This window comes from Helcococcus kunzii ATCC 51366, assembly GCF_000245755.1.
In the GTDB taxonomy this organism is placed as follows: Bacteria; Bacillota; Clostridia; order Tissierellales; family Peptoniphilaceae; genus Helcococcus; species Helcococcus kunzii.
Genome location: NZ_JH601088.1, coordinates 21,829 through 45,823, shown reverse-complemented (window position 1 = coordinate 45,823; position 23,995 = coordinate 21,829). Strand labels below are relative to the sequence as shown.

The following is a 23,995-nucleotide window of genomic DNA, read 5'->3' as shown; positions in this document are numbered from 1 at the left end:
AGGGATTATTCACTAATAACCAGTTTTATATTGTATAATAGTGTGAATTTTCACACTCCAGTTCTTTATGATGTGTCTAGCGTGATATCGTAGGTAAATATACATAAAAAAAGATGCCGAACTCAATCAGCATCTAATGTTAAAGTTTATTTTATTTTTCTTTGCTCTTTGCAAGCTTATAGCCTACACCAAATAATGCAACTGATGATATCAATAGTAATGGTATCATCAAATCACCCGTCTTTGGCACATTTATTTTTGGTTCTTTATCATTTTTTATTATCAATACTTTTTCTTGACTTGTTTCATTAACTGTAAAATCAATGGCTTTACTTAGTTTTTTATATCCTTTAGGAGCTTTTACTTCCCATAATTGATATTTCCCATAGTCTAATCCATTTATCTCAAATTTTCCTTCTTTATCTGATTTTAGATAAACTTCTTTACCATCTATTTTTACAGCTTCATCTTTCCCATCTACTTTTCTTGTAAGCTTAAATTCTGCACCTTCTAAAGGTGTTTTGTTTTTATCATTTGCAATCTTTAAAAACTTTAATCCACCCTTTTCGTCTTTTATATTTTCAACTTTTAGTTCTATTAGATTATTATCTACTATCTCAAATTCTATTTTTTCTTTAAGTAATTTATAGCCATCTAACGCTTTTACTTCTTTGAAATAATATTTTCCATAAGGAAGATTTGAGATATTTATTTCACCATTTTTATCGGTATATAAAATTTGGTTTTTGTCACCTTTTTCGTTGTAAATATATGTTCCAATTAATGGTACTCTTTCATTTTGAATGTTATAGAGTTCAAATCCTACATTTTCTAGTAGATTTGTATTTTGATCTGTCTTTATTAATTTCACCCTACCATTTTCTAAAGGTTCAGTTTTCACTTTATCTATAAGAATGATATTTGTAGCTGAATCAAGTGGAATTTTTACAATAAATGAAAAAATGTATCTGGTATTTTTTTCTTCAACAATATTTCTAAAGTAGTAAAATCCTTCTTCAATTCCTTTAAGCTTGATACTATCTTTATCAAAAGTAGTTTCAATTTTATTTGAGTTATATTTTTTACCAAGTTCTTCATCAGTCATCTCATAAAGTTTTCTTGAAATCTCATCTCTTTTTTCAAAATCTTTATGATATTCATAGTCTTTACTTATATCCCAGTAAGTAAATACTGTTGATTTAGCGCCTGATAGTTCTTCTTTTTGTTCATCAGTCAAATTTGATAATTTTATTTCTATAGTATTAGCAGATGTTGCTTCTACCTCTTTTACACCAAATATACTTACAAAGAAAGCAAGAGCCAGAACATAAGCTAATATTATTCTATTTTTCATACCGGCCCCTTTCTAATACAGTCATAAAGCCTGTGTAACTCAGGCTTATCTGACTAATTAGGTTTTTACAATTATGCTATTTCATCTTTTTTATTGTTCTTTACTAATACAACGCCTGCTCCTGTCATTACTACAAGACCAATTATTGTAAATACTAATGTACCAACGCCACCAGTTTGTGGAATTGTAACTTTCTTATTGATTACTTTTTGAGCATCAGTTTTACCTGAACCGTCTACATATGCCATATCGCCTTGTGCGTATGAACCTTTTGCAATTGAGAATGCTACTGGTCCTTGTAATTTAGCATATCCTTCTGGAGCTTTGATTTCTACTAGTTGGTATTCACCTTCTTTTAGTCCTGTTACTTCAAATTGTCCTTGTGCATTTGATGTAATGATTAGAGCTTCTTCTTTAGTATCAACCCAAACGTATGAAGTTTTTGCTGCGATGAATGCTTTATTGTATTCTTCTTGTGCGTTTGCAATTACTGCTAAATCTGTACCTTTTATAGCTTCGTCTAAATTAGTTTTTGCAGTTGCTAATGCTTGTTGTTCTTGAGTTGTTTGTTCTGATGTCTTTGGTGCTAAGAATTTATTGTCTTCTTTATTTTGTACAACGAATTGTGCACCTTGTAATCTTTCATTTGAATCATTTGCTTTTACAAATTTCTTACCAAATGTTTCAACTTTTGGTTCTTCTGGATTTACTGGTTTAGGGTTATTATCTTTCCAGTTTTTAACCCCAATTTGTCCATTACCTTCTGTAGAATATTCTGCTGAATATCCATTAAATGTTTCTACTACTTTATATTCTGTATCATTGTCTAATCCAGTAAATTTATGTGATGTTTCACCATCTTGTAAAGTATATCTTGCAACTTCTTTACCAGTTTGTGCATTATATAATACAAATTCTACTTTTACACCTTCTGGTGCTTCACCTTCTGCCCAAGTTTTTGTAGCAGTGATTTCACCATTTGATGGTTTTGTAGGAATAGGTGCATTTCCGTGATCTGGGTTGTTACCATAGTTAAATATAACGTCGTTTGATTCTGGGACTTCTACCATTGTTGCTGAATTTAATGTTGCAGTGTAGTTAATTTGAATTGTTTGAGCTGTTTCTTGACCATTAACTTTCTTAAGTCCTTCAGCTGTTAATTCTAATTTAAATCCATTTCCAGATTTTGTAACAGTATAGTCTGTTTTTACAGTTAAATCTTTTCCGTTTAATGTAACTTTCACATCATTATTAAATGTTAGACCTTCTGTCATTTGGTCTGACCATCTTGCTGTTGCATATTTTGCATCTTTAGGAATAATTGTTTGGATTTCGTAAGGAACTGATTCACCAATTGTATAATTTCTTGTTTCTGATACTGTAGCATCAGGGTTTTCTGCATTTGCTAAACCTTTAAAGTCTTTGTCAACTTGTGGTTTTTGTTCAGTATTTTTTGGATATACTTGAGCTACTTCTACTAAACCATCGCTATTATACATAGGTAAAGTAATCATAACTGGTACTGCTTTTTGACCTGTTAATGTTTCACCGTTTTCACCAACATATGTTGATTTTTCTGTAACTTCTACTATTTGATATTTACCTTCTGGTAATTTTGAAGTATCTAATGTTAATCCTGTAGCTGTAGTTAAACCACCTAAAGCTTTATCTACTGAGTCTACTTCTTTACCTTCAGCATCTATCCATTTACCTGCTTCTGTTTGGAATGCAAAGTAAACGCCTGCGATTTCTTTTAGATCTTTTCCTGTGTTATTTGCTAATTCTTGTATTGTTTGTGTACCATCATACTTTTCTTCTGTGATTGATTCTGGATCCCAATCGGATAATTCAGATTCTGACATTAATAGCTTATGAAGTACTACCTTATTTGTCTTTCGTTCCGTTGGTGATGCAGCTTTTGTTACTGGTGCGATAACTGCAAACGACATTACAAATGCTAATAATAGCAATAAGATCCTTTTTGTTTTATTAATTTTATTCATTTTTTCCCCTTTTTATTTTTATTATATGATTTAAGTTTAAGTTTTCTAAATAATATATTAGACATATATAAACAAACTAGTTTGTTTATCTAGCTAGTTTATATTCATCTTTTTTCTTTTTAAGTAAATATATAACAGTGATATAACCATCATAGCTCCCCCAAATTGATGGTATTTTTTACTTCCAAATCCACCAGTGGATGGATATTCACCTTTATAGTTGTAAACATAGTTAATTTGTTTTTCTCCAGTATCCACAGATACTTTTTTGACTTCTCCAAATGTAGAATTTTTATATACAATATCTACAATTGTGGAATCTTTAATTGTAAACTCCGTAATGTATCCACTAGGGTTAATATATGATACACCATCCGAACTTACAGGAGCTTTTGTTTCTTTTACTGCATATTTTCCATCTTCTAATCCGTCAAATTTAAATATTCCATTTAATTTGTCAGATTTAACAGTATAATTTTCATTTGTTTGTTTACCCGTACTAGAATCTTTCTTTTTATATTCTATAAACTTATCATCGTTTTGTGATGCATCATCCCATTTGTATAAAGTAAATTCCGCCTCTAAATAATTCGGATTTACATCATTTCTAGTTTTTCCATCGATTTTTACAAACTCAATTCCTGTTTCAGATTTTGAATTTTCTATTATTTTGTTTTCTGGTGTAATATTAATTATTTCACCGTCTATATTTACTTCAAATTTCGCAACAGCTTCAATTGGCAATTTATATCCTTGCCATGTTTTTGTTTCAAATAATTGATAAAATCCAGTTTTCAATTTACTATAAAATATTTTACCATCTTTAGTGGTTGTTTTTTCACTATTTTTAACTTTTTCATAAATTCCATCTTTATTAGATGAATATCTTAATTCAAAGTTTACTCCACTAAAATCTTTTCTTTTATCATCACTAATATCTTTTTTAGTAAATTCAATTACATTAGGATAATTAGTTAAGGTGATATCTAAATATCCTTCTGTTTCACTGATATTTGCCTGTTTCGTAACAGAGGCTGTTGCTATATGCCAATGATTATACTCAACTTGATTTCCGTATACATCATACTCTATCCATGCATTATATAGTTTTACAGATGGATTTAGTGGTTTATCACTATCCATATCCATCTTACCATCAACTACTAATGCTATTTTATATCCATCTATAGGTTTATAATTTATAAAGTTGATTTCAACTGTTCCGTTATAATTTTGTCTTATATAGTCTACACCTTCTCTTAGCTTATATTTTCCATTTGTATCAAATGAATAACTTTCAGCAAAATCAGATAGATTATTAACTAAATATAAATCCATCTTTGTAGTATTATTTACTATAGCAGAACTATTTTTATCTCCATTTGTATCAAATATATACGATAATACAGTTCTATCACCGTAATACATTCTACTTCCATATGGATTTAGATACACAACATGTTTATAGTAAGATTTTGAACCATCATATTCCGTTATAGTTGAACCTAATCCTGAAACATTGTCATAAAGAGCTAAATTGCTATAATCAACCATTAATTGTTTAGACATTATAATTTTAGAGCCAATTTTTTGTGTTATCCATTGATTTCCTGAAGATTTAACAGTATCAAAATCAATATATATATATGTTGTCAACTTAGCTTCATTAACTCTATAGTTAGATATATATTCTGTAAAAGTATATTTAATAGAATGCGTGCCTTGTATCCATTTTCCTTTAGCAAGTAAACCTGCTGTACCAACAATATTTAAATCCACATATTGATTTGGTGATAAACCACCCACATCTACATTTTCAGAGTAATCGACAATAAAATAATCTCCTGGTTTTATGCCTGGTCCAAATTGGAAAGTATTTCTTACTATAATTTGCTCAGCATTAAGAGGTTTTATTAAAGTTTGCCTTTTTCCATCTACTATAAACTCACTATTTGTCGACGAAACTCTATCTGAAACATCGTTACCTACAACATTAGGTATTTCAAAGTCTTTTCCTATCAAAATCTTTTTAGGTTTACTATCAAGTATATATCCTTCTTTTGATTTTAACTCTACTAGAGAATATTCCCCAAAAGGTAATTTATCAAATTCAACTTCACCTATTGAATTTGTGGTTTTAATAGCTACAGTATGACCTCTCGAATCCACTAACTTAAACTGGACATTGGACATCGCAATATCTTTTTCATCCTTCTTTTTAACAGTAACCTTGTTTTCTCCTAATGGTATGTTAGTAATAACTTTATCTTGCGGAGATATATTTATTATCTTCCCTGAGTTATCTATAGTAAATTTACCTACTTCAGAATTATCAGGGAGTTTATATCCTTCTAACGCCTTTATTTCATGTAGTTCGTAATCCCCAGACCGCAATTCTGAAGTGTCAATTGATACTTTACCATCTATATTAGAGTAATATTCTTTAATAATCTCACCCGATTTTTTTCTAAGCTCAAATTTTACTCCATTTAATTTTATATCATTATTTTCTGAATCTACTTTCTCAAATACTAATAATTCTTTATCATTGGTAATAGTTAAAGGCTTGTCTTGAGTAATTTCTTGCAACTCTTGACGATTATCCTCCTTTGCTTCCATATAAGAATTATTTATAGTAGCTTTTTGTAAAACATAATCTTTAGAATTATATGAAAAACTAGCTTCTACATCTATTTTTGATTGATCAGTATATTTTCCTTTAACATCAATTACCGCTACTGACCCATCCTCTAAAAGTTGATAAAGATATCCATTATTGACTACATTACCAAATCCTATCTGTGCTGTATTGCTTTCAAAATTAATATTTGCATTCGGTTGAAAATCATAAAATAATCCACTGTTAAAATTTTCAATATTCACTTTAGGCAGATAACTATCATAAATCGCATATTGAACATGAACTTTACTCATAGTTACAGATTCAATTGTTACATTGGAACTTGTTTTAATATTCACTTTTGGATTTTGATAATTGTAATAAAAATAAACTGGATTATTGCTTTCTGTCCAATCATTCGCATATAACCTATATATAAAAGTATTATTTTTTTCATCAACGCTAACAATTTTACCCGTTATACCTGCTAAACCATTATATGATTTATCTGTTTTTAATGCATCAGGGATTGTAGATTGTGATTCCTTCTTTTGTTTATATTTATATACTTTTCCTCCGCTAATCAAAATTTTTATTGGAGTAAATGTTTCTCTATAGCCATCTGGAGCTTTTGTTTCTTCTAGAAGATAACTACCATTTTCTAAATTATCAAATTTAAGTTTTCCATCTGAACCTGTTGATTTTTCTCTTATAATTTCTGTTTTACTTCCATTATCTGCTAATTTAGTAAGACTAAATTTTGCATTTTCTAATTTAACTGCGTTATTTTTACTATCAACCTTTTCAATTTCAAAACTAGATTTTTCTTTTAAGTTTGTTACGTCTAATGAAGCCTTTCGTCTAATATAGCTTGTTCCACTTCCATAAGTACCCCCACTATTAACAGCAATTGCTAATATTTTAGAAACATAAGCATTGCTACTTCTTAACACTGCCGTTTGAGCGAGAAAAGTCCCTTGTATTACCCCAGTAGGATACTTCATGTTACTATCTATTTTTACTAAATAAGACTCTGAGTTTATAGGCTTTGAAAAACTAATAGTTGCCTTTCCATTTATAATATTTATTTTTCCATTAAATTGAGTTGTTACATCAATCAATTTAGTCTCATCGAAAATTACCGCTTGATCAAATTTAGCATTAACATCTTTTAGCTTATATATTTTTATCGTCGTATTTATAGGATCAATATTTGCAACAATATTATCTATGCTTTTGTCAACGCCTTGATGGTTAATATATGGAGTAATTTCCAAATTTGTTGAAATGTTAATATTATTTTTTAACGGATTTACATAAACCAATTGTGTATATTTACCATTTTGATCATTTGTATAATAAAATGAAGTGTCAATATTTATAGGATTACTTGGATTGTTATTTACCGTACTCGGTCTATCGAATAAAACATTTACATTTTTGCTTCCGGTTATAGAACCTATGTTAACCGTAATATTTTGATTTCCTGCATTTCGTGCGTTATAGTAGTCTATACTATACCCACCAAATTGTATATCAAAATCTAAATCTCCAACAATATCATTTACATAACCAGTAAAAGTGTATCTGATTATCTTTTCTCCTCCCAAAGATGTTTTTATTAGTTTTGGTCTAGCTATCACTTTACCACTACTATCCACAATTGTTGGTTGATTTGGTTTATCGTACTGCAACATATTATAATGGATATTAGGTGAAAACTTTACATCAAAATAATCATTTTCTTTTACGCCATTTACATTTAAGTTTGCTGTTACACTTATTGTTTTACCATCTCCTATTGTTATAGAATCTGGTGAATTAATAGATATATTACCAGAAATTTTTTTGCTTACATCCTGACCTTCTGAAGGCACTATTATGACATTGTCTCTTTTTTCATTTACAAATATTGCCCCATTTGGACTTACATATACTGACCATTGAGTGCTTATCTTTTTGTAGTTTTCAGGTGGTAAAACTTCTTCAAGGATATAGTTTCCTGGTTGTAAACCATCAAAACTTGCTACTCCTGTATCTTCACTTATTTTTTCTACACTGTATTGTGTACCATCTAATTTCGTACCACTTAGCTTAAATTTAGCATTCTTCAAAGGTGAACCGTTTTCATCTTTTTTATTAACCGTCAACTTCGTAGTATCAGAAGCTATCGTTCGCACTGGTAATACATTATTATTTAAGTAATAGAAGCTTCTAGGAGTAATACTTGAAGCAAATATATTTACACTATTTTCAATATCTTTATAGTTTATATCTTGAGCTTTTTCTGTATTTAATTGTATATTATCCATATACTTAACTGAAGATGATTTTATACTAATATCATCTTTTAATAAACCACCTGATAAAATTTGACTTTCTACCTCTTTATTTTCAAAACTAAGAGATTTTATATTATCAGTTTTATTTACATTGTTATCATAATCAATGTTAAAAGTTGATTTTTTTAAACTATCTTGATGTGTCTCAAAATCTATTAATTTTTTTACCTTTTCTAACTCTATTTTTTCATCATTAATTCTTTTTTGAATTTTTCCTATTGGATCTGTCAATAGATCAGAACCTAGTAACGATATAAAATTGATATCTTTTTTTATATTCAATTTACTTTTTAAATCCGCAGTAAATTCCAATGCCAATAAATCGCCATGAAATATTTGATTATCATTAAAACTAAAAGCAAATTTTATATCTGATGGTATTTTCCCAAAAAAATTTTTATCTTTTACTAGTTTTATAGCATAATAGTTTTCATTATATTTTAAAGGAAATTTTTCAGGATTGCTTTTATGTTTTTCTATATATTTTTTTTGTTCTTCTACATAGTTTTCATCAATTTTTAATCCATAGTCTAAAAGGTTATAAATCGGTTTAATTTTTCTTAAATCTTCTATCAATTTAGCAAACTTCAATTTTTGTTCATTAAGCTTACTCTCATCTAACGAATTTTCGTTAATTTTAGACTCTAAAGCATCTAAAGAACTTAATATGAATTTTATCTTAGATAAATCATCGTTTCTATAAACTTTTCCATTTAATTTTATTGATTTTTGTAACACCAAGGTATAACTATCTATCTCTTCATCAGCAACTTTATTTAAGTCTAGATTTGCATTTACAAAGATTTTATTTTCATCAACGTATAGATTATCTTTAGATTTATTTAATGATAATTTTATTGGAGATTCATTGATTATATCATCCTTAGATTTATAATTACTTCTCGTAATATACTTATAATCTTCATATGTTTTTTCTAAAATTTTCGTGTTAATCTCTTGATTACTTGTAATTTCAAGATTTTCAACAATATTTTTATACTCTAACCTTAAATCAATTTTAGAATCAAAATTTAATTGATTTTTAATGTTTTTTGAATTTTCTTGATTTTTGTTCACTTCTATAGTAGTTTTTTCACCAGTCGATTCATTTACATCTTCAATCGTTTTTTTCTTAATTACTTCAGCTTCATTTTCGAAATTGCTTTCTTTAATCTTTTCAAAACCTTCCGCAAATGATTTCATCGGCATACTACTTACCAAAATCAAAATAGAAAGAAAAATAAATATTTTCTTTTTTATTTTTTGCATTTAACCTCCTTTTCAAAAATATAGAATTTAAATTATAAAAAGCTATATAAACTTACACAACTTAATACATATAATAATACTTTTATAATCTATCATATATTATATCTTTATATTATTTTTGTCAATATATTTTTTTATTTATTAATATTTTTATATACTCAGTTAAAATTTTTTTTTGTAAATTTAGAGGATATATTTGTTTACAAAATGTAATAGAAATGTTCAATTTGATATTATTACTATCATTTCATGATAAAAAAGTTCATCAATTACTGTTAGATTTCTCATAACAGATATTGATGAACTATTAATAAAGCTTTTTTTATATTTTTTTAGTGTATTTAATCTCAATAATTTTGTCTGTTTTATCTTTCTTATTTTGTGCCGAATAATCTATCCCCAGCATCACCAAGTCCTGGTAAAATGTATGCTGTATCACTTAATTCTCTATCTTTAGCTGCAACATAGATATCTACATCAGGATGTCTATCTTGAATGTATTGTATACCCTCTGGTGCTGCTACGATACAGATTAATCTAATTGATTTACAACCTTGTTTCTTTAATTCTTGTATAGCATCATCTGCTGATCCGCCTGTTGCTAACATTGGATCTAATACAAAGATATCTCTATCATCCACATCTTCTGGTAATTTTGAATAATATGGTACTGGTTTTAATGTATCATGATCTCTATACATACCAATATGACCAACTTTTGCGGATGGAAGCAAACTTAACATACCGTCAACCATTCCTAAGCCAGCTCTTAAAATAGGTACTAATCCTAATTTTTTACCTGTTAATCTATAACCAGTTGTTTTTTCTAAAGGAGTTTCTAATTCAAATTCTTCCAATTGTAAATCTCTACAAACTTCGTAACACATCAATTGAGAAATTTCTGTAACAACTCTTCTAAATTCATTTGTTCCAGTGTTTTTATCTCTTATAATGCTTAATTTATGTTTAATTAGTGGGTGTTCTAAAACAGTTACTTTACTCATATTTTCACTCCTTTTTTAATTATTTTTCTAATTTATCAATTCTTTTTTGGTGTCTACCTGCTTCAAATTCAGCATTTAAGAATTTATCGACAATGTCTTTAGCTAATTCATCACCTATTATTCTTGCACCTAAGTTTAATATGTTTGCATTGTTATGTTGTCTTGTCAAAGATGCACTCAAAGAATCGGAGCAAAGTGCTGCCCTAATACCCTTTTGCTTGTTGCAAGCAATACTCATACCAATACCTGTACCACAAATACCTATTCCTAATTCTGATTCGCCTTCAACTACGCTTTTTGTAAGCTTTTTAGCATAATCTGGATAATCCACTGAATCTGTATTTGATGGACCAAAGTCAATAACTTCATGCCCTTGACTTATTAAGTATTCTATTAACATTTCTTTCATATCATAACCAGCATGATCAGAAGCAATGCCTAATTTCATTAAATCCTCCTTACGTTTTGAGAAGCTGCCTTTTTAAGTCTATTCATAATACTTAATCCGTAGCCATCCTCTTCAACACCTCTTACTATTATTAATTCTACACCATTCTCATCCATTTTTCTCAATGAATCAAATAGTATCTTGCCCATATAGGATAAATCTTCTTTTTCTCCCATATAGATCACATCTTTATTATTATATAACTTTTTATCGTTATCGAAAACCATCAAGCCAATTTTTTTACTCTCATTTTCTAATAATAATTTATTTACTTCTTTTCTAAATGAGTCATCATCTCCGATTAATACTAAAACTTCAGCATTTGGTGCATAATGTTTATATTTTTGTCCTGGTGATTTTGGTGTTATATTTTTATCATTTAAACCTAAATCAATATAAACTATCTCCCAATATTTTTCAAGCATTTCTTTTGTATAATATCCAGGTCTTAATATTTTAGGAGCTTCCTCTGTCAAATCAAGCACTGTTGATTCAATGCCAATTGTACATGGACCACCATCAATTATTGCATCAATTCTACCATTCATATCTTCATAAACCGCATCTGCTGTTGTTGGAGATGGCTTAGTAGATAGATTTGCGGATGGAGCTGCTAATGGAGTATCACAGATTTTAATAAAACTTCTAGTAATTTTATTGTCAGGCATCCTTATCGCAACCGTATCTAGCCCTGCAGTTACCTCATCCGGCACTATATCACTTCTATTTAGTATCACAGTAAGTGGACCCGGCCACAATTTTTTCAAAATCTCAATATCTGTTTCCTTCACATCTTTAGTCAACTCATAAACTTGAAAAATATCCGATATATGCAAAATTAAGGGATTATCCATAGGTCTATTTTTTGCAATAAATATTTTCTCTAGCGCCTCAGGATTTAGTCCGTCTGCCGCTAAACCATATACCGTTTCAGTCGGAATGGCTACCAATCCGCCATTTTTTATGATTGAAGAAGCCTCTTCTAAATCTTTGTATTCAATTATATTTTTAAAATTATAGATTTTTGTTTTCATAATTCCTCAAATCTTTTAACTTATTCTAAATCAATTTCATCAAAAGCACTTTCGTCTTCCACTTTCTTAAAATGGTCTTTATTTAGTAAATAACTAGGGTCCATATGAATATTTAGATAAATGTCCGTCTCTTCCTGTACTTGTTGCTCAATATCATTAATTATTTTATGCATAGAATACACATCAATATTTGCAGGCACTTCGACATGGCAAGAACCGCTCAATTGACCTTTTCCATATTCATGAACCTGTATATTGTGCACACCTTTCACATATTTACCTTGTAAAACTATCTTTTCCAATTTCTTCAATTTATCTTCTGAAATTTGTCTACCAATTAGTACATTACCCATTTCAAGAAATATCTCGATACCCGATTTAATTACAAGTATTGAAATCATCAAACCTACATAACCATCGATATTTACTTTCAAATATCTAAATATCAAAACAGAAATTAATACAAATGAAGTCGCCATGACATCATTTATCGAATCGGTCGCAACCCCTTTATTTAATGCACTGTCTGCCATTTTCGCAGTTTTTATATTGTAAGAGTACATGTAAAACTTAAGTAAAATCGAAAATATCAATATTATCGTTGAAATCCATGAACTTGTTATGACTTTAGGACTTATAATACCTTCTATTGAACTCTTAAAAAGTTGAAAACCCACTAAAGTGATAAATAAACCTACAACAAAAGTTGCGATATATTCTGATCTTCCATGACCGAAAGGATGATTGTCATCTGCTGGCTTTTCTGATAATTTCGAGCCATAAATAGTTACAACGCTAGTTAAACAATCCGATAAATTATTAAGCGAATCACTTATGATCGATATAGAGTTGGAAAATATACCAATCAATATCTTCATACTAAATAGTAATAAATTTATAAATAAGCCCATTATACCTGTTAGTCTAATGAGCTTATCTCTATTTGTTTTTTTATTAAAATCTCTTGAATCAATAAATTTATCGATTAATTTATCTAGCATTATTCACCTTCAAAAATTAAATCTATCTTTTCTTTTAACTCTTCAACTCTATCTACGATATAGTCAGCTTCTGTTTCTTCTAGAAAATCTCTATCTCTAAATCCCCATGTCACCGCGATAGTCTTTAATCCTGTGTTTTTCCCTGTCTTTACATCTACTTCGCTATCTCCGATATAAATAGCATTTTCTTTTTCTACGCCCAATTTTGCAATAATCTTATTAAGCACTGTTGGGTCCGGTTTTGATGGTGAATTTGGCTGAAAACCTAAAACTATATCAAATAGATTTTCTCCAAAAAGTGAAACAATCAATGGTTGTAAAACTACATCCGGCTTATTGGAATAAGCTGCTAATAAATAATTTTCGCTTTTTAGAACTTCTAATAAATCTTTTATTTTTTCATATGGTTTTGTCAAATATGTTGGATCTGCATTGTATCTATCAGTGTATTTATCTAATATATCCTTAGTAATATTTTTATCATAAACTTGATTGTATTCAGAGTCTAAGGATTTTTCAATTAGATATTCTGATCCATATCCTAAAATCTTTCTCATATATTGTTTATCTTCAACTTTATAAAAACCATTTTCGTTTAAGGTCTCATTTACATGATACATTATTGTATCTAAAGTATCCAAAATTGTGCCGTCTACATCAAATGCTATTAATTTCATCTTGTCTCCTAAATTCATATAATCCTATTGAAGTAGCTATAGGCAGATTTAAACTATCCACCTCTTTACTCTGAGGAATGAATACTTTTCGCCCAAATTTTTCAAAACTATCAGGCAATCCAGCTCCCTCATTTCCCATAACCAAACTGTATGGCGAAACTACTTTCGTATTATAAATACTGTCTTTTTCATCATTTGAAAGCATAAAAAGATATAAATTATTCTTATGCTTTTCAATGTACTCTTCCATTGTATCAAAAAATGAAACTCTTATCTTAAAATATGATCCCATTGACGCTCTTATAACTTTTGGATTGTAAATATCGCAAGTATTTCCAACCAAAGCTAAGTCAAAAACATTAAAAGCTGCCATTGACCTAATTATCGTCCCCAAATTTCCCATATCAGAAATATTGTGAAGTACGACATGATTATTTTCTGAAATAATCTCTTCATTTGTTTTATTAAAGACACCCACAACATAAGTATTATCTTTTTCAGCAATTCTTCTAATCGCTGAAGGAGCAATTTCATAATAGATTTTTTTCTTTTCTAATTCATTTATTAATTTTTCTTTATCATTGAATCTATCATCGATAAAAATCGCAACAATATTTTCACTATTGTTGTCTATAAGCTCCCATGTTGGGAATGGTCCCAATGTGTAAGAATATTTTTCATTTTTTGCATATTTTTTATATTTACTCATAATATCTCCCCATATAATATATATTATATAAATAAATTTAGTCAATTGCGACATTTTATTATATAATTATTTAAAGGTTAACGGAGGAGTAAATGATAAATAAAGAAAGAAATCTTAGTCTATTGATGGACTACTACGAATTAACAATGGCTAACGCCTTTTTTAAGAATGGACAACAAGATACAATAGCGCATTTTGACTTATATTTTAGAAAAGCTCCAGATGATGCTGTATTTGCAATTGCTACTGGTTTAGACACTGCAATTGAATATATAGAAAATTTACATTTTTCTGATGAAGAAATAGAATTTCTAAGAAAGAAAAATATTTTCTGTGAAGAATTTTTAGAATATTTAAGAAACTTTAAGTTTGAATGTGATGTTAGAGCTATAAGGGAAGGTTCTGTAGTATTTCCAAATGAACCTCTTATAACTGTTAGAGGACCATTCATACAAGCTCTACTTTTAGAAACTATGCTTTTATTAATTATCAATCACCAAACAATGATTGCAACAAAAGCGAATAGAATCGTGAGATATTCACAAGGTAGAACTATTATGGAATTTGGTTCTAGAAGAGCGCATGGACCAGATGCTGCAAATCTTGGCGCAAGAGCTGCATACATCTCAGGAGTTGTAGGTTCAGCAAATACCTTAACTGACTACGCTTATGGTATACCTGCTTTAGGTACCATGGCACACTCATGGGTACAATCATTTGATTCAGAATATGAAGCTTTCAAAGTCTATGCAGAAACTTATCCAGATAATACAGTGTTATTAATTGATACATATGACACTTTAAGACATGGATTACCTAACGCAATCAAGTGCTTTGACGAAGTATTAAAACCATTAGGAAAAAGACCTAAAGGTGTAAGACTTGACTCTGGTGACTTGGCATATTTATCTAAAAAAGCGAGAATAATGCTTGATGAAGCAGGCTATGAAGACTGCCCAATCGTTGCATCCAGCTCATTAGATGAATTCAAAATTAAAGACATCATTGACCAAGGCGGTAAAATTGATTCCTTCGGTGTTGGAGAAAAATTAATCACCGCAGAATCAAACCCAGTATTTGGTGGTGTCTACAAATTAGTTGCCATAGAAAGAGATGGAGAAGTAATCCCAAGAATAAAAATTTCAGAAAATATTGAAAAAATTACTACCCCAGGTATAAAACAAGTTTATAGAATTTACGATCAAGAAACAAACAAAGCAAAAGCCGACTTAATCACATTGTCACATGAAACTATAAATGAAGATGAACCATTAACAATATTCCACCCTCTTTACACATGGAAGAGAAAAACAATAAACAATTTCTACACAAAACCTCTTCTTGTACCAATTTATGAAAAGGGTAAATTAGTTTATGACAGACCAAGTCTAAATGAAATCAAAGAATATTGTAAAGAAGAAATTGAATCCCTTTGGGAAGAATACAAGAGATTAGATCAACCTCAACTTTATAAAGTCGATTTATCTCAAGAACTTTGGGACTTAAAACACAATCTGCTTAACCAAGCAAAAAATAATAATTAAGGAGCGACAATGATTTACACAGTTACATTAAATCCTTCTTTGGATATAATTTACACATCAGATAAATTTGAAGAAGCAGGCTATACTATCTCCAACTCCACCCATAGATATGCTGGTGGTAAGGGCGTAAACATTTCCAGAATGCTACACAATCTAGGCATTCCAAGTTATGCTACAGGTTTCATCGGTGGTTATCCAGGAAGCTTCATTAAACATTGGTTTGAAGAAAACAAAGAAGATCATTTCTTCATCGAAGTAGAAGATAGCTCAAGAATCAACACAAGATTAAGAACAGATGACAAGCAATTTACACTTGTGGGAGTAAATCCATCCATTCCAAATGAAAAATTAGAAGCCTTACTATTTTTCCTTTCAAGAATACAAGAAGGCGACGTAGTAGTAATGGGAGGCTCAATCCCAAACAACATCGATGACGACATCTACACAAGAATAGCTGAAATCTGCAACGCCAACAAAGCAGAATTTGTAATAGACGTCCCAGCAGAAAGATTATTAGACCTTGCAAAATACAGACCACTTCTAATCAAACCAAATATAGAAGACCTTGCAAAAATGTTCGGACTAGAAAAAATCAACACAGAATCAGACATCATAAAATACGGTAAGAAAAGTATCGAAGCCGGAGCAAAAAATGTCATCGTTTCAGTGGGTGCCGAAGGCTCATACCTATTTACAGATAAAGGCGAAGCTTACCGTTCATACGGTGTTGAAGGCAAAGAAATAAACTCCTTTAACTCAAGACCGGCAATGATCGCCGGATTCCTAAGCATCTACATGAGAAAACAAGACATCATCGAATCCTACAAAATGGCAGCAGCCGCAGGATCCGCAACAGCCTTCGTCGAAGACCTAGCCGACATAGAACTAACAAAAGAAGTTCACGAAAAAACAGTTGTCGAAGAAATAGAATTATAGAGATATAGTGGAATGCTACAAAGTAGCATTCTACTTTTTTTTGGAGTGTTGAGTTTGTGTTGTCGGAATTTGTTGGGAGGATGAGGTTTGGATTTTTATATTACGGAAGTTTGACTTGGAATTTTGTGGTGAGGGGCAGGCTTTTTCAGATTTGAACTTATGGGGAACAACACATTTTGCAGATATTGGCAGAATGTGTTGAACACGCATTGCTAGAGACCACACATCCCTTTAAGATTGACGAAGTGTGTTGAGTTCTTCATACAAAAAGACAACACGGTTTGGATAGAATTATTAAATGTGCTGAAAATACAACAGTCGAGACAACACAACTTAATAAAAAGCCCCAAGATGTGTTGAATTTTTCTTATAAAAGACAACACAGTTTAGATAAAAACAGTGAAATGTGTTGTCTTTTCAAACTTTTATACATAAATTGCACTTATTGGGAATGTATGTATAAAATAAAATTTATCATATACATTAAATCATCTTTTTTTAATTTATGTATAAATTTTTCCGAATTTTATACATATATCCTCTAAATTACACGAGATGTGTATAACAGTGCTTCTGAAATTATACACATACCACCCAAAATTAACAGATTATGGATAAATTTTTCAAAAATTTTATACATACAATAGGAAAATTGAAATTTATGGATAAATTTTTTTTGAATATATACATAAATCGCATATTATGACAAAAGGTGTATAAAGTATTAGCTATTAACAAATCTACATACCAAGCATTTCTCAAAACGCTAAATTGTCACATAAAAAGACCATTGCAAAATTGCAATGGTCTACATTTTTCAATTATTGTATTTTGAATGTAAATTCTACTTTCTTCTGTTCTTCTTTGGCTGATACTATGTTTTCAGCTTTATATTCACCTTTTTCTAACTCTTTTCCTTTAAATATTTCTGTAAGATTTAATTCTTGATTAAAATCTTTGCCTGCCTTGATAGCAAGTCCTTCTTGTGTAACTTTGTAATTTTCAGGGACTAGTTCTTCCCATTCTGACTTATCATCTTTTCTGTAATAGTACTTCCAACCTTTACCAGTGTAATAATCTTTCTCTGATTTGTTAGCATAAGTAATATTGATTAAAGCAAATTCCTTGCTTTCTGCTTTTAGTTCAACGTCCGGAGTTTCTGATTTCGTCTCTAATATTTCAATTGTTTTTCCTGTTTCTTTCGTACCGTCTTCTTTGCCGCCCGACGAGCAGCCAGTTACAAATATTAACATACAAATTAATAATATTATTTTCTTCATTTTTACCTCCTATGTTATTTTTACCCGATATGTCATGAACATAGGTTCAAAATGAATTTCAGAAATATCTAGAGGTTGTTATTTAACTAAAAATGTAAAATATACTTGTTTATCTTCATTTTTGTCATTCATAATAGTTTTTACAAGCTTGTATTCACCTGCATCGAATTCCTTTTTATTAAAAGTTTCTGAGAAATTAATTTCTTGTTTCAAATCTTTATCTTTTGTAATATTTACACCTTCATCGGTCACTTCATATTTATCAGGAGTAATATTTTTCCATTCGTCTTTATTGTTCTTTCTATAGAAGAAATCCCATCCCCAACCAGTTAAATAGTTATTATTTGAATTATTTTTGAATGTTGTGTCAAATAGTGCAAAGTCTTTCACTTTAACTTCTAATTCAATATCCGGAGTTTCTGATTTCGTCTCTAATATTTCAATTGTTTTTCCTGTTTCCTTTGTGCCAACGCCTTTATTTCCAGATGTACAACCAGTTACAAAAATTAACATACAAATTAGTAATATGATTTTTTTCATATGCTCCTCCTATATCTTCATTTTAACAAATAAAAATAATATAAGTAAACGTATTTCAAAACTTTAATATCTTTATTACAATTTGTAACCTTTAAATAAAAAAAGACCCATCCATATGTAATGTAAGTTTCCTTAAAACACATATGGACGAACCTTTTAACAGATATTGATGTAACTTATTACCATACTCAAAACAGTGCTAGATTACAAGCACCGTCCATCTCTACAATTCCCTCTCAAAATTTACGACAGAAACATATTTTCCATTTTCATCTAGAATTTTTCTCACGCTTTTATTGAAATCTATTCGTTTCATCCAGATGATTCTATTGCAGCCTAGACATTCTAATTTGAAGTCCACACCAGTACGGAGTACTCTCCATTTGTTTTCTCCACAGGCGTGACCTTTTTTTAATTTTACTATGTCGCCTAAAATATATTGCATTATTAATCCTTTAACAATCTCGCAAATGAAATGTTTGCATTTTGTAATTCTCTGACTATTTCTCTTCTAATCTCACGTTGAATTTCCCATTGCTTACCATTTGGAACTTTTGCAGCAATTAAGACTTGATATCCCATACAGTCAAGTTCTTCGATGCCCCAAATTTCAGGTTTTGTAATGTTGTTATTTTGAGAATAGACCGTTTCGCAAGCTCTATCTAAGGCTTTTTCAACATATTCGTAAGGCTTATTGTCTGAAATGTATACTGTAACCGTAGCCCTCATGTCATTAATAGAATAATTTATTACTTTATTGATTTCTCCATTTGGAATGATTATCTCTCTGCCATCAATATCTTCAAGTTTTGTCACTCTCAAGCCAACATTTTTCACGGTCGCTGTTGTATCTTTAATTGTAACCAAATCTCCAATATTGAATTGATTTTCCATGATTATGATAGCACCAGAAATCACATCTTCGATTAGTGATTTTGATGCGAATGCTATAGCCATACCACCAACCCCAGCAACCGCAATGATTGAAGAGGTATTTATATTAAACACATTCAATATATAGGTGATTGCGATAAAATACAAAACAAAATTTATTATACTCTTGACTAATGAAAAAACTGTCTTTTTCTTTTCATTATTTTTACCATTTTCTAGTTTTGATTCAATCCTTGTATCAAACACATTTTGAATAATTCTCTTTATTAAAACAAAGACTACAAGTATGATAAGAACCTTAATTAATTTCGATAGTAAATTTTGACCATTTATAAAACCTTGTATTTCATCCATGCCATTCCTCCTTTAATATGCATTTACCTTAACAATTTTATCAAGGAATATCGTATAAAAGACTTGATCATTCTCAAACCAATTTACAACTCCGCCTATATCAGCATCAATAACATTTCCATTTTCATATACAAACAATTTTTCATTTCCAATCGCTACTATCGAGTTTTTACGAATGGACAACTTGTCAGCATCCACTCCTATTGTCTTTTTATCAATCTCTTCCAAATTCTTATCAAATATTATTAGCTGTTTATCGTCTACAACAGCCAATTGTTCATAATTAAAATCAATCGCCGAAATATCTTTTAATAATATTTTCTTTACAACACTATTTCCATTAATTAAGTAAATGTAGCTATTTGAAACCATAATAGTATTATCATCAATAATTTTTGTAAAAAGAAATACTTCATTTGAACTTGAAATGGAAAACTGCGTATTGTCATTATTCTTTACAGTAAAAATGGAAGACACTACACCATCACTCAAATCCATCTCAAGAATGGCTTCCTTCGTATCTGTAAAATCGTACTTTATTGGATTTCTCAAATCTGAAACTTCATTCACTTTTTCAAGCTTATCACTTAAAACGCTCACTTTGTCTGGATGATAAACAATTAAATTATCACCATTTTTCTCGATACTCTCAATACTTTTATCAAGCTTAACCTTCTTTAACTCTTTACCATCATTTCGGTTAAGTAATCGGATACGACCAGAATTTTCCACTAAATAAATATATTTATCATAAATCACTTTATTGATATCCAACACATTTATTTTAAACTGTTCACCATTCTCAGTATTTGCACTAAACACGCCATTATCAATCTTATAGTATTTATTGTTTAGCACACCAATATTATTTGTTTCTTTAGTGAAGTCCACATTGAAAGTTTCCACTTTAGAATCTAAATTATTAAATTGATAAATTTTAATAACAAAAAACAGTACAAGCGCCAAAATAGCGATCAACAGAATCCTAAAAGCATTAAGATTTATCTTTCTTTTACGTCTTTTGATGGTTCTTCTTCTATCCATGTCAACTCCACCTAAATTTATTTTAGAACACTAAGAAATAAAGTAAAACTAAAATCCCTAAAACTATTCTATAGTAACCAAACACCTTGAAATCATTCTTTTGAATGTATGCCAAGAATTTCTTAATAACGACATAAGCCACAATAAATGACAACACAAATCCTAAAGCGATTAGCCCCCATTGTGCACCTGTCATTGCCCCAGCCTTCACAACTTTCAACAAAGTTGCACCAAGCATAGTAGGAATGGCTAAGAAGAATGAAAAGTCTGCCGCTGTTTTCCTATTTAATCCTAAAATCATACCACCTATAATGGTTGCGGCTGATCTAGATGTCCCTGGCCACATCGCAAGCACTTGAAATAGTCCGATTAGAAGTGCTGTCTTATAGCTCAATTGCATAACATCAGTAAATTTATAATTTGCCTTGCTCTTATTTCTTTCTTCTAAAAATATAATCACGATACCATAAAATATCAACGCAATCGCCACAGGGATTGGGAAAAATAGCAATCCTTCAATCTTATCGTCAAATAGCACACCTAACACCGCTGCTGGTATCACTGCTACAATTACCTTTTTCCACAACTCTACTGTTTCATTGTGATTAAACCAATAATAAAGCTTATTGACAAACTTTGTCCACCCTGACATTTGCTCTACTTTTTGAGGATATGCCCCTCCATCCAATTTATCTTTTCCAAAAGGACTTAACCTATTAAAATAAATTGCAATTACCGCCAATATAGCTCCTAATTGAATAATGACCATAAATGTATCAGAAAAAGCCTTTGGCTCCAAATTCACAAATTCATTCGCTAAAATCATATGACCAGTTGATGAAACCGGCAAAAACTCTGTAATTCCTTCAATTATACTAAGTATAATTACTTTTATTATATCTAACATATTTTCTTCCTTAATTATTATTTGTCTATAAATATATTATAGACTATTATTTATTGTACAACATTGAAGATTAACTTGAAACCAAAAATTATAAAACAGCTTATCGTCAATTTTATTCTCGCATCTATTTCACAAAATCCTTAATCAAAAATAGGTAACTTCAGAAAAAATATCACCATACTTATTCTTATTATTTTTTATCGCCTCAGAAATAGACAATGCAGAAAATGGATCAAGCTTATATGCCAAGTATGAACTTAATAAATATCTCCCCAGTCTTCCATTCCCATCATAAAAAGGATGAATATACTCAAAAATATAATGAGAAACAATCGCCTTAATAATATAAGACTCATCCTCTTCATTCATATAAGATAAAAGCTTAGTTAAATCTTCAGTAATCTCTTCCTCATTACTATCCCCTACATGAACCTTTTCTCCATATAATAAATTCGATATAGAAACTTCATTTTTTCTAAATAATCTACCATCAGGATAATTCTCTTTTTCAATTTCCTCTAATACAATATTATCGTATAACTTTCAAATTTCCTTCAAATCATAAATATATGGTTTTTCAGAATACAAAGTTCTCAAATATTGTTTGATAGTACTTTTAAATCTTAAATCCTTACTAGTATTTCTAGCATTAATCGCGTCCTCTAACTCTTTCCTTGTCGATTTAACCCCTTCAATATCATTACTACTTTTTATCTCTGTAACTAAATGAGAAAAACTAATTTTTTCCTTCGCAGCCGCAGGTAATAAATCTAACCTTTCCGCTATCTGTTTTGACTTATTATTAATTTCCTGAATCATAGCTAAATGTTCAGGTAACAACATAAAAAATAAAGGATATTTTTCATCCAATAGACGAATTTGTTTAGTTTTTGAAAAAGGATGAATATTAAAATTAATTATAATGGCAGAAGATGACTCTATCCTATTTTTGTACTCATATTCAATAATCTCTTCATGACTTAAACCTTTAAATCTTTCCTTGTCTTTAGCAACATATCTAAACTTAGACAATAAATAATGTTTATTAATCATCACCCAACCTCCACATCTTGACCATATTTTAGATTTAACCCATTTTATCATATATCTATTTTAAAAAATAACCTATTTTTTAAAATAGGATTAAAAATATATGATTTGAATTTGCAATATTGAATATAATTTAAATTTCATCCATACAAAATATATTATTAATTTTGATTCCATTAATAAAATTTTATTTAATAATTTATGGATTTAGGAATGAATAGTTATTTTTAAGGAATAGATTGTGTTTCGAATTGTAGTAATGCGAGATTATGGGAATATTATTTGTGGAAAATAGCATGAGTAATAATGGAAGCGGTTGAAGTTTTACCTTTTATTAGAAAAATTGTAAATTTTTTTGGAAATTCCTAATAAATTTTGAAATTACAAGAATTTTCTTTGCTTTCCTGCTGGTGATATTAGAATTATTGGAGTTTGAACGAGGATTTTCTTCATTTTTACAATTATCCTCGTAGGATTTTTGCTTTCGGACGAGGATTTTTTTTCGCATTTATCATCGTAGTTTTTTTAGCTTTTGAACGAGGATTTTTTCGTTTTTCGCAATTATCTTCGTAGTTTTTTTAGCTTTTGAACGAGGATTTTTTCGATTCTCACGATTATCATCGTTCACGCACTCAATTCTATACGATGATATTTTTGTTTTTCGCATTTATCATCGTCCATTTACTCTTTTTTATACGAGGATATTTTCGTATTTTACGATTATCCTCGTCCGATCACTCATTTTTATACGATGATATTTTTGCCTTTCGCATTTATCATCGTCCCATCAAAATTTTTTATAATATTCTAACTCACCAGCCCGAATCACACCAATTCTTATACCACTCAAAGTGTCATCCAGACACATCCCCTTTCGAGGGCACAAGCCCGAGCAAACCAAACTCAAACCCACACACCCTTATCGATTTTTCTGAAAGTCTTTCATCGCGAGGAATTTCGCGCGAAGCGCGAACCGGAGCAGAAA

The 23,995-nt window shown here is 29.8% G+C and carries 19 protein-coding genes; 2 read left to right on the top strand and 17 right to left on the bottom strand.

Annotated elements, in window-relative coordinates:
* Window positions 1–151 precede the first annotated feature (151 nt).
* The 9 genes from HMPREF9709_RS00200 to HMPREF9709_RS00160 all read right to left on the bottom strand — a co-directional run bounded on the left by HMPREF9709_RS00200 (window position 152) and on the right by HMPREF9709_RS00160 (window position 14,461).
* Complete coding sequence (locus tag HMPREF9709_RS00200; RefSeq protein ID WP_005396812.1) at window positions 152–1,354, bottom strand: MSCRAMM family protein; 1,203 nt, start codon at window positions 1,352–1,354, stop codon at window positions 152–154.
* A 71-nt stretch (window positions 1,355–1,425) separates the two neighbouring features.
* Window positions 1,426–3,357, bottom strand: coding sequence for an isopeptide-forming domain-containing fimbrial protein (locus HMPREF9709_RS00195; protein ID WP_005396811.1), 1,932 nt, complete (start codon window positions 3,355–3,357; stop codon window positions 1,426–1,428).
* A 93-nt stretch (window positions 3,358–3,450) separates the two neighbouring features.
* Window positions 3,451–9,588, bottom strand: coding sequence for a SpaA isopeptide-forming pilin-related protein (locus HMPREF9709_RS00190; protein WP_005396810.1), 6,138 nt, complete (start codon window positions 9,586–9,588; stop codon window positions 3,451–3,453).
* Window positions 9,589–9,962: 374 nt separating this feature from the next.
* Window positions 9,963–10,592, bottom strand: coding sequence for a uracil phosphoribosyltransferase (gene upp, locus HMPREF9709_RS00185; RefSeq protein WP_005396809.1), 630 nt, complete (start codon window positions 10,590–10,592; stop codon window positions 9,963–9,965).
* Between the two features lie 19 nt (window positions 10,593–10,611).
* Window positions 10,612–11,040, bottom strand: a complete 429-nt coding sequence (gene rpiB, locus HMPREF9709_RS00180; RefSeq protein WP_005396808.1) for a ribose 5-phosphate isomerase B — start codon at window positions 11,038–11,040, stop codon at window positions 10,612–10,614.
* Window positions 11,040–12,074 (bottom strand): L-threonylcarbamoyladenylate synthase, encoded by a 1,035-nt coding sequence (locus HMPREF9709_RS00175; protein WP_005396807.1) that lies wholly within the window; start codon window positions 12,072–12,074, stop codon window positions 11,040–11,042. The genes rpiB and HMPREF9709_RS00175 overlap by 1 nt, the downstream gene beginning before the upstream one ends.
* Window positions 12,075–12,094: 20 nt before the next feature.
* On the bottom strand, window positions 12,095–13,075 hold the full coding sequence (locus HMPREF9709_RS00170) for a cation diffusion facilitator family transporter (RefSeq protein WP_005396806.1): 981 nt from the start codon (window positions 13,073–13,075) through the stop codon (window positions 12,095–12,097).
* Window positions 13,075–13,752 (bottom strand): HAD family hydrolase, encoded by a 678-nt coding sequence (locus tag HMPREF9709_RS00165; RefSeq protein ID WP_005396805.1) that lies wholly within the window; start codon window positions 13,750–13,752, stop codon window positions 13,075–13,077. Before HMPREF9709_RS00165 ends, HMPREF9709_RS00170 begins: the two co-directional genes overlap by 1 nt.
* Window positions 13,733–14,461: a TrmH family RNA methyltransferase gene (locus tag HMPREF9709_RS00160; protein WP_005396804.1), complete on the bottom strand. Its 729-nt coding sequence runs from the start codon at window positions 14,459–14,461 to the stop codon at window positions 13,733–13,735. The genes HMPREF9709_RS00165 and HMPREF9709_RS00160 overlap by 20 nt, the downstream gene beginning before the upstream one ends.
* Before the next feature lie 92 nt (window positions 14,462–14,553).
* Here HMPREF9709_RS00160 and HMPREF9709_RS00155 point away from each other — a divergent pair, with 92 nt between their 5' ends.
* Window positions 14,554–16,005 (top strand): nicotinate phosphoribosyltransferase, encoded by a 1,452-nt coding sequence (locus tag HMPREF9709_RS00155; RefSeq protein ID WP_005396803.1) that lies wholly within the window; start codon window positions 14,554–14,556, stop codon window positions 16,003–16,005.
* A gap of 9 nt (window positions 16,006–16,014) precedes the next feature.
* Window positions 16,015–16,941 (top strand): 1-phosphofructokinase family hexose kinase, encoded by a 927-nt coding sequence (locus HMPREF9709_RS00150; RefSeq protein WP_005396802.1) that lies wholly within the window; start codon window positions 16,015–16,017, stop codon window positions 16,939–16,941.
* An 821-nt stretch (window positions 16,942–17,762) separates the two neighbouring features.
* Here the strand turns inward: HMPREF9709_RS00150 and HMPREF9709_RS00145 are convergent.
* The 8 genes from HMPREF9709_RS00145 to HMPREF9709_RS09405 form a co-directional block, all read right to left on the bottom strand.
* Window positions 17,763–18,221 carry a membrane lipoprotein lipid attachment site-containing protein gene (locus HMPREF9709_RS00145; protein ID WP_005396798.1) on the bottom strand — a complete coding sequence of 153 codons (459 nt, stop codon included), beginning with the start codon at window positions 18,219–18,221 and terminating at the stop codon, window positions 17,763–17,765.
* 78 nt (window positions 18,222–18,299) lie between these two features.
* Window positions 18,300–18,761, bottom strand: coding sequence for a membrane lipoprotein lipid attachment site-containing protein (locus HMPREF9709_RS00140; protein WP_005396797.1), 462 nt, complete (start codon window positions 18,759–18,761; stop codon window positions 18,300–18,302).
* Between the two features lie 223 nt (window positions 18,762–18,984).
* Window positions 18,985–19,206, bottom strand: coding sequence for a DUF951 domain-containing protein (locus HMPREF9709_RS00135; protein WP_005396796.1), 222 nt, complete (start codon window positions 19,204–19,206; stop codon window positions 18,985–18,987).
* 2 nt (window positions 19,207–19,208) lie between these two features.
* Window positions 19,209–20,009 (bottom strand): mechanosensitive ion channel family protein, encoded by an 801-nt coding sequence (locus tag HMPREF9709_RS00130; RefSeq protein WP_005396795.1) that lies wholly within the window; start codon window positions 20,007–20,009, stop codon window positions 19,209–19,211.
* 12 nt (window positions 20,010–20,021) lie between these two features.
* A complete protein-coding gene (locus tag HMPREF9709_RS00125; RefSeq protein WP_005396794.1) occupies window positions 20,022–21,053 on the bottom strand; it encodes a hypothetical protein in 1,032 nt (343 codons plus the stop codon).
* A gap of 22 nt (window positions 21,054–21,075) precedes the next feature.
* Complete coding sequence (locus tag HMPREF9709_RS00120) at window positions 21,076–21,960, bottom strand: undecaprenyl-diphosphate phosphatase (RefSeq protein ID WP_005396786.1); 885 nt, start codon at window positions 21,958–21,960, stop codon at window positions 21,076–21,078.
* A 144-nt stretch (window positions 21,961–22,104) separates the two neighbouring features.
* Window positions 22,105–22,473, bottom strand: coding sequence for a Fic family protein (locus HMPREF9709_RS10380; protein WP_425357310.1), 369 nt, complete (start codon window positions 22,471–22,473; stop codon window positions 22,105–22,107).
* Between the two features lie 30 nt (window positions 22,474–22,503).
* Window positions 22,504–23,013: a hypothetical protein gene (locus HMPREF9709_RS09405; protein ID WP_005396784.1), complete on the bottom strand. Its 510-nt coding sequence runs from the start codon at window positions 23,011–23,013 to the stop codon at window positions 22,504–22,506.
* Between the last annotated feature and the right edge of the window lie 982 nt (window positions 23,014–23,995).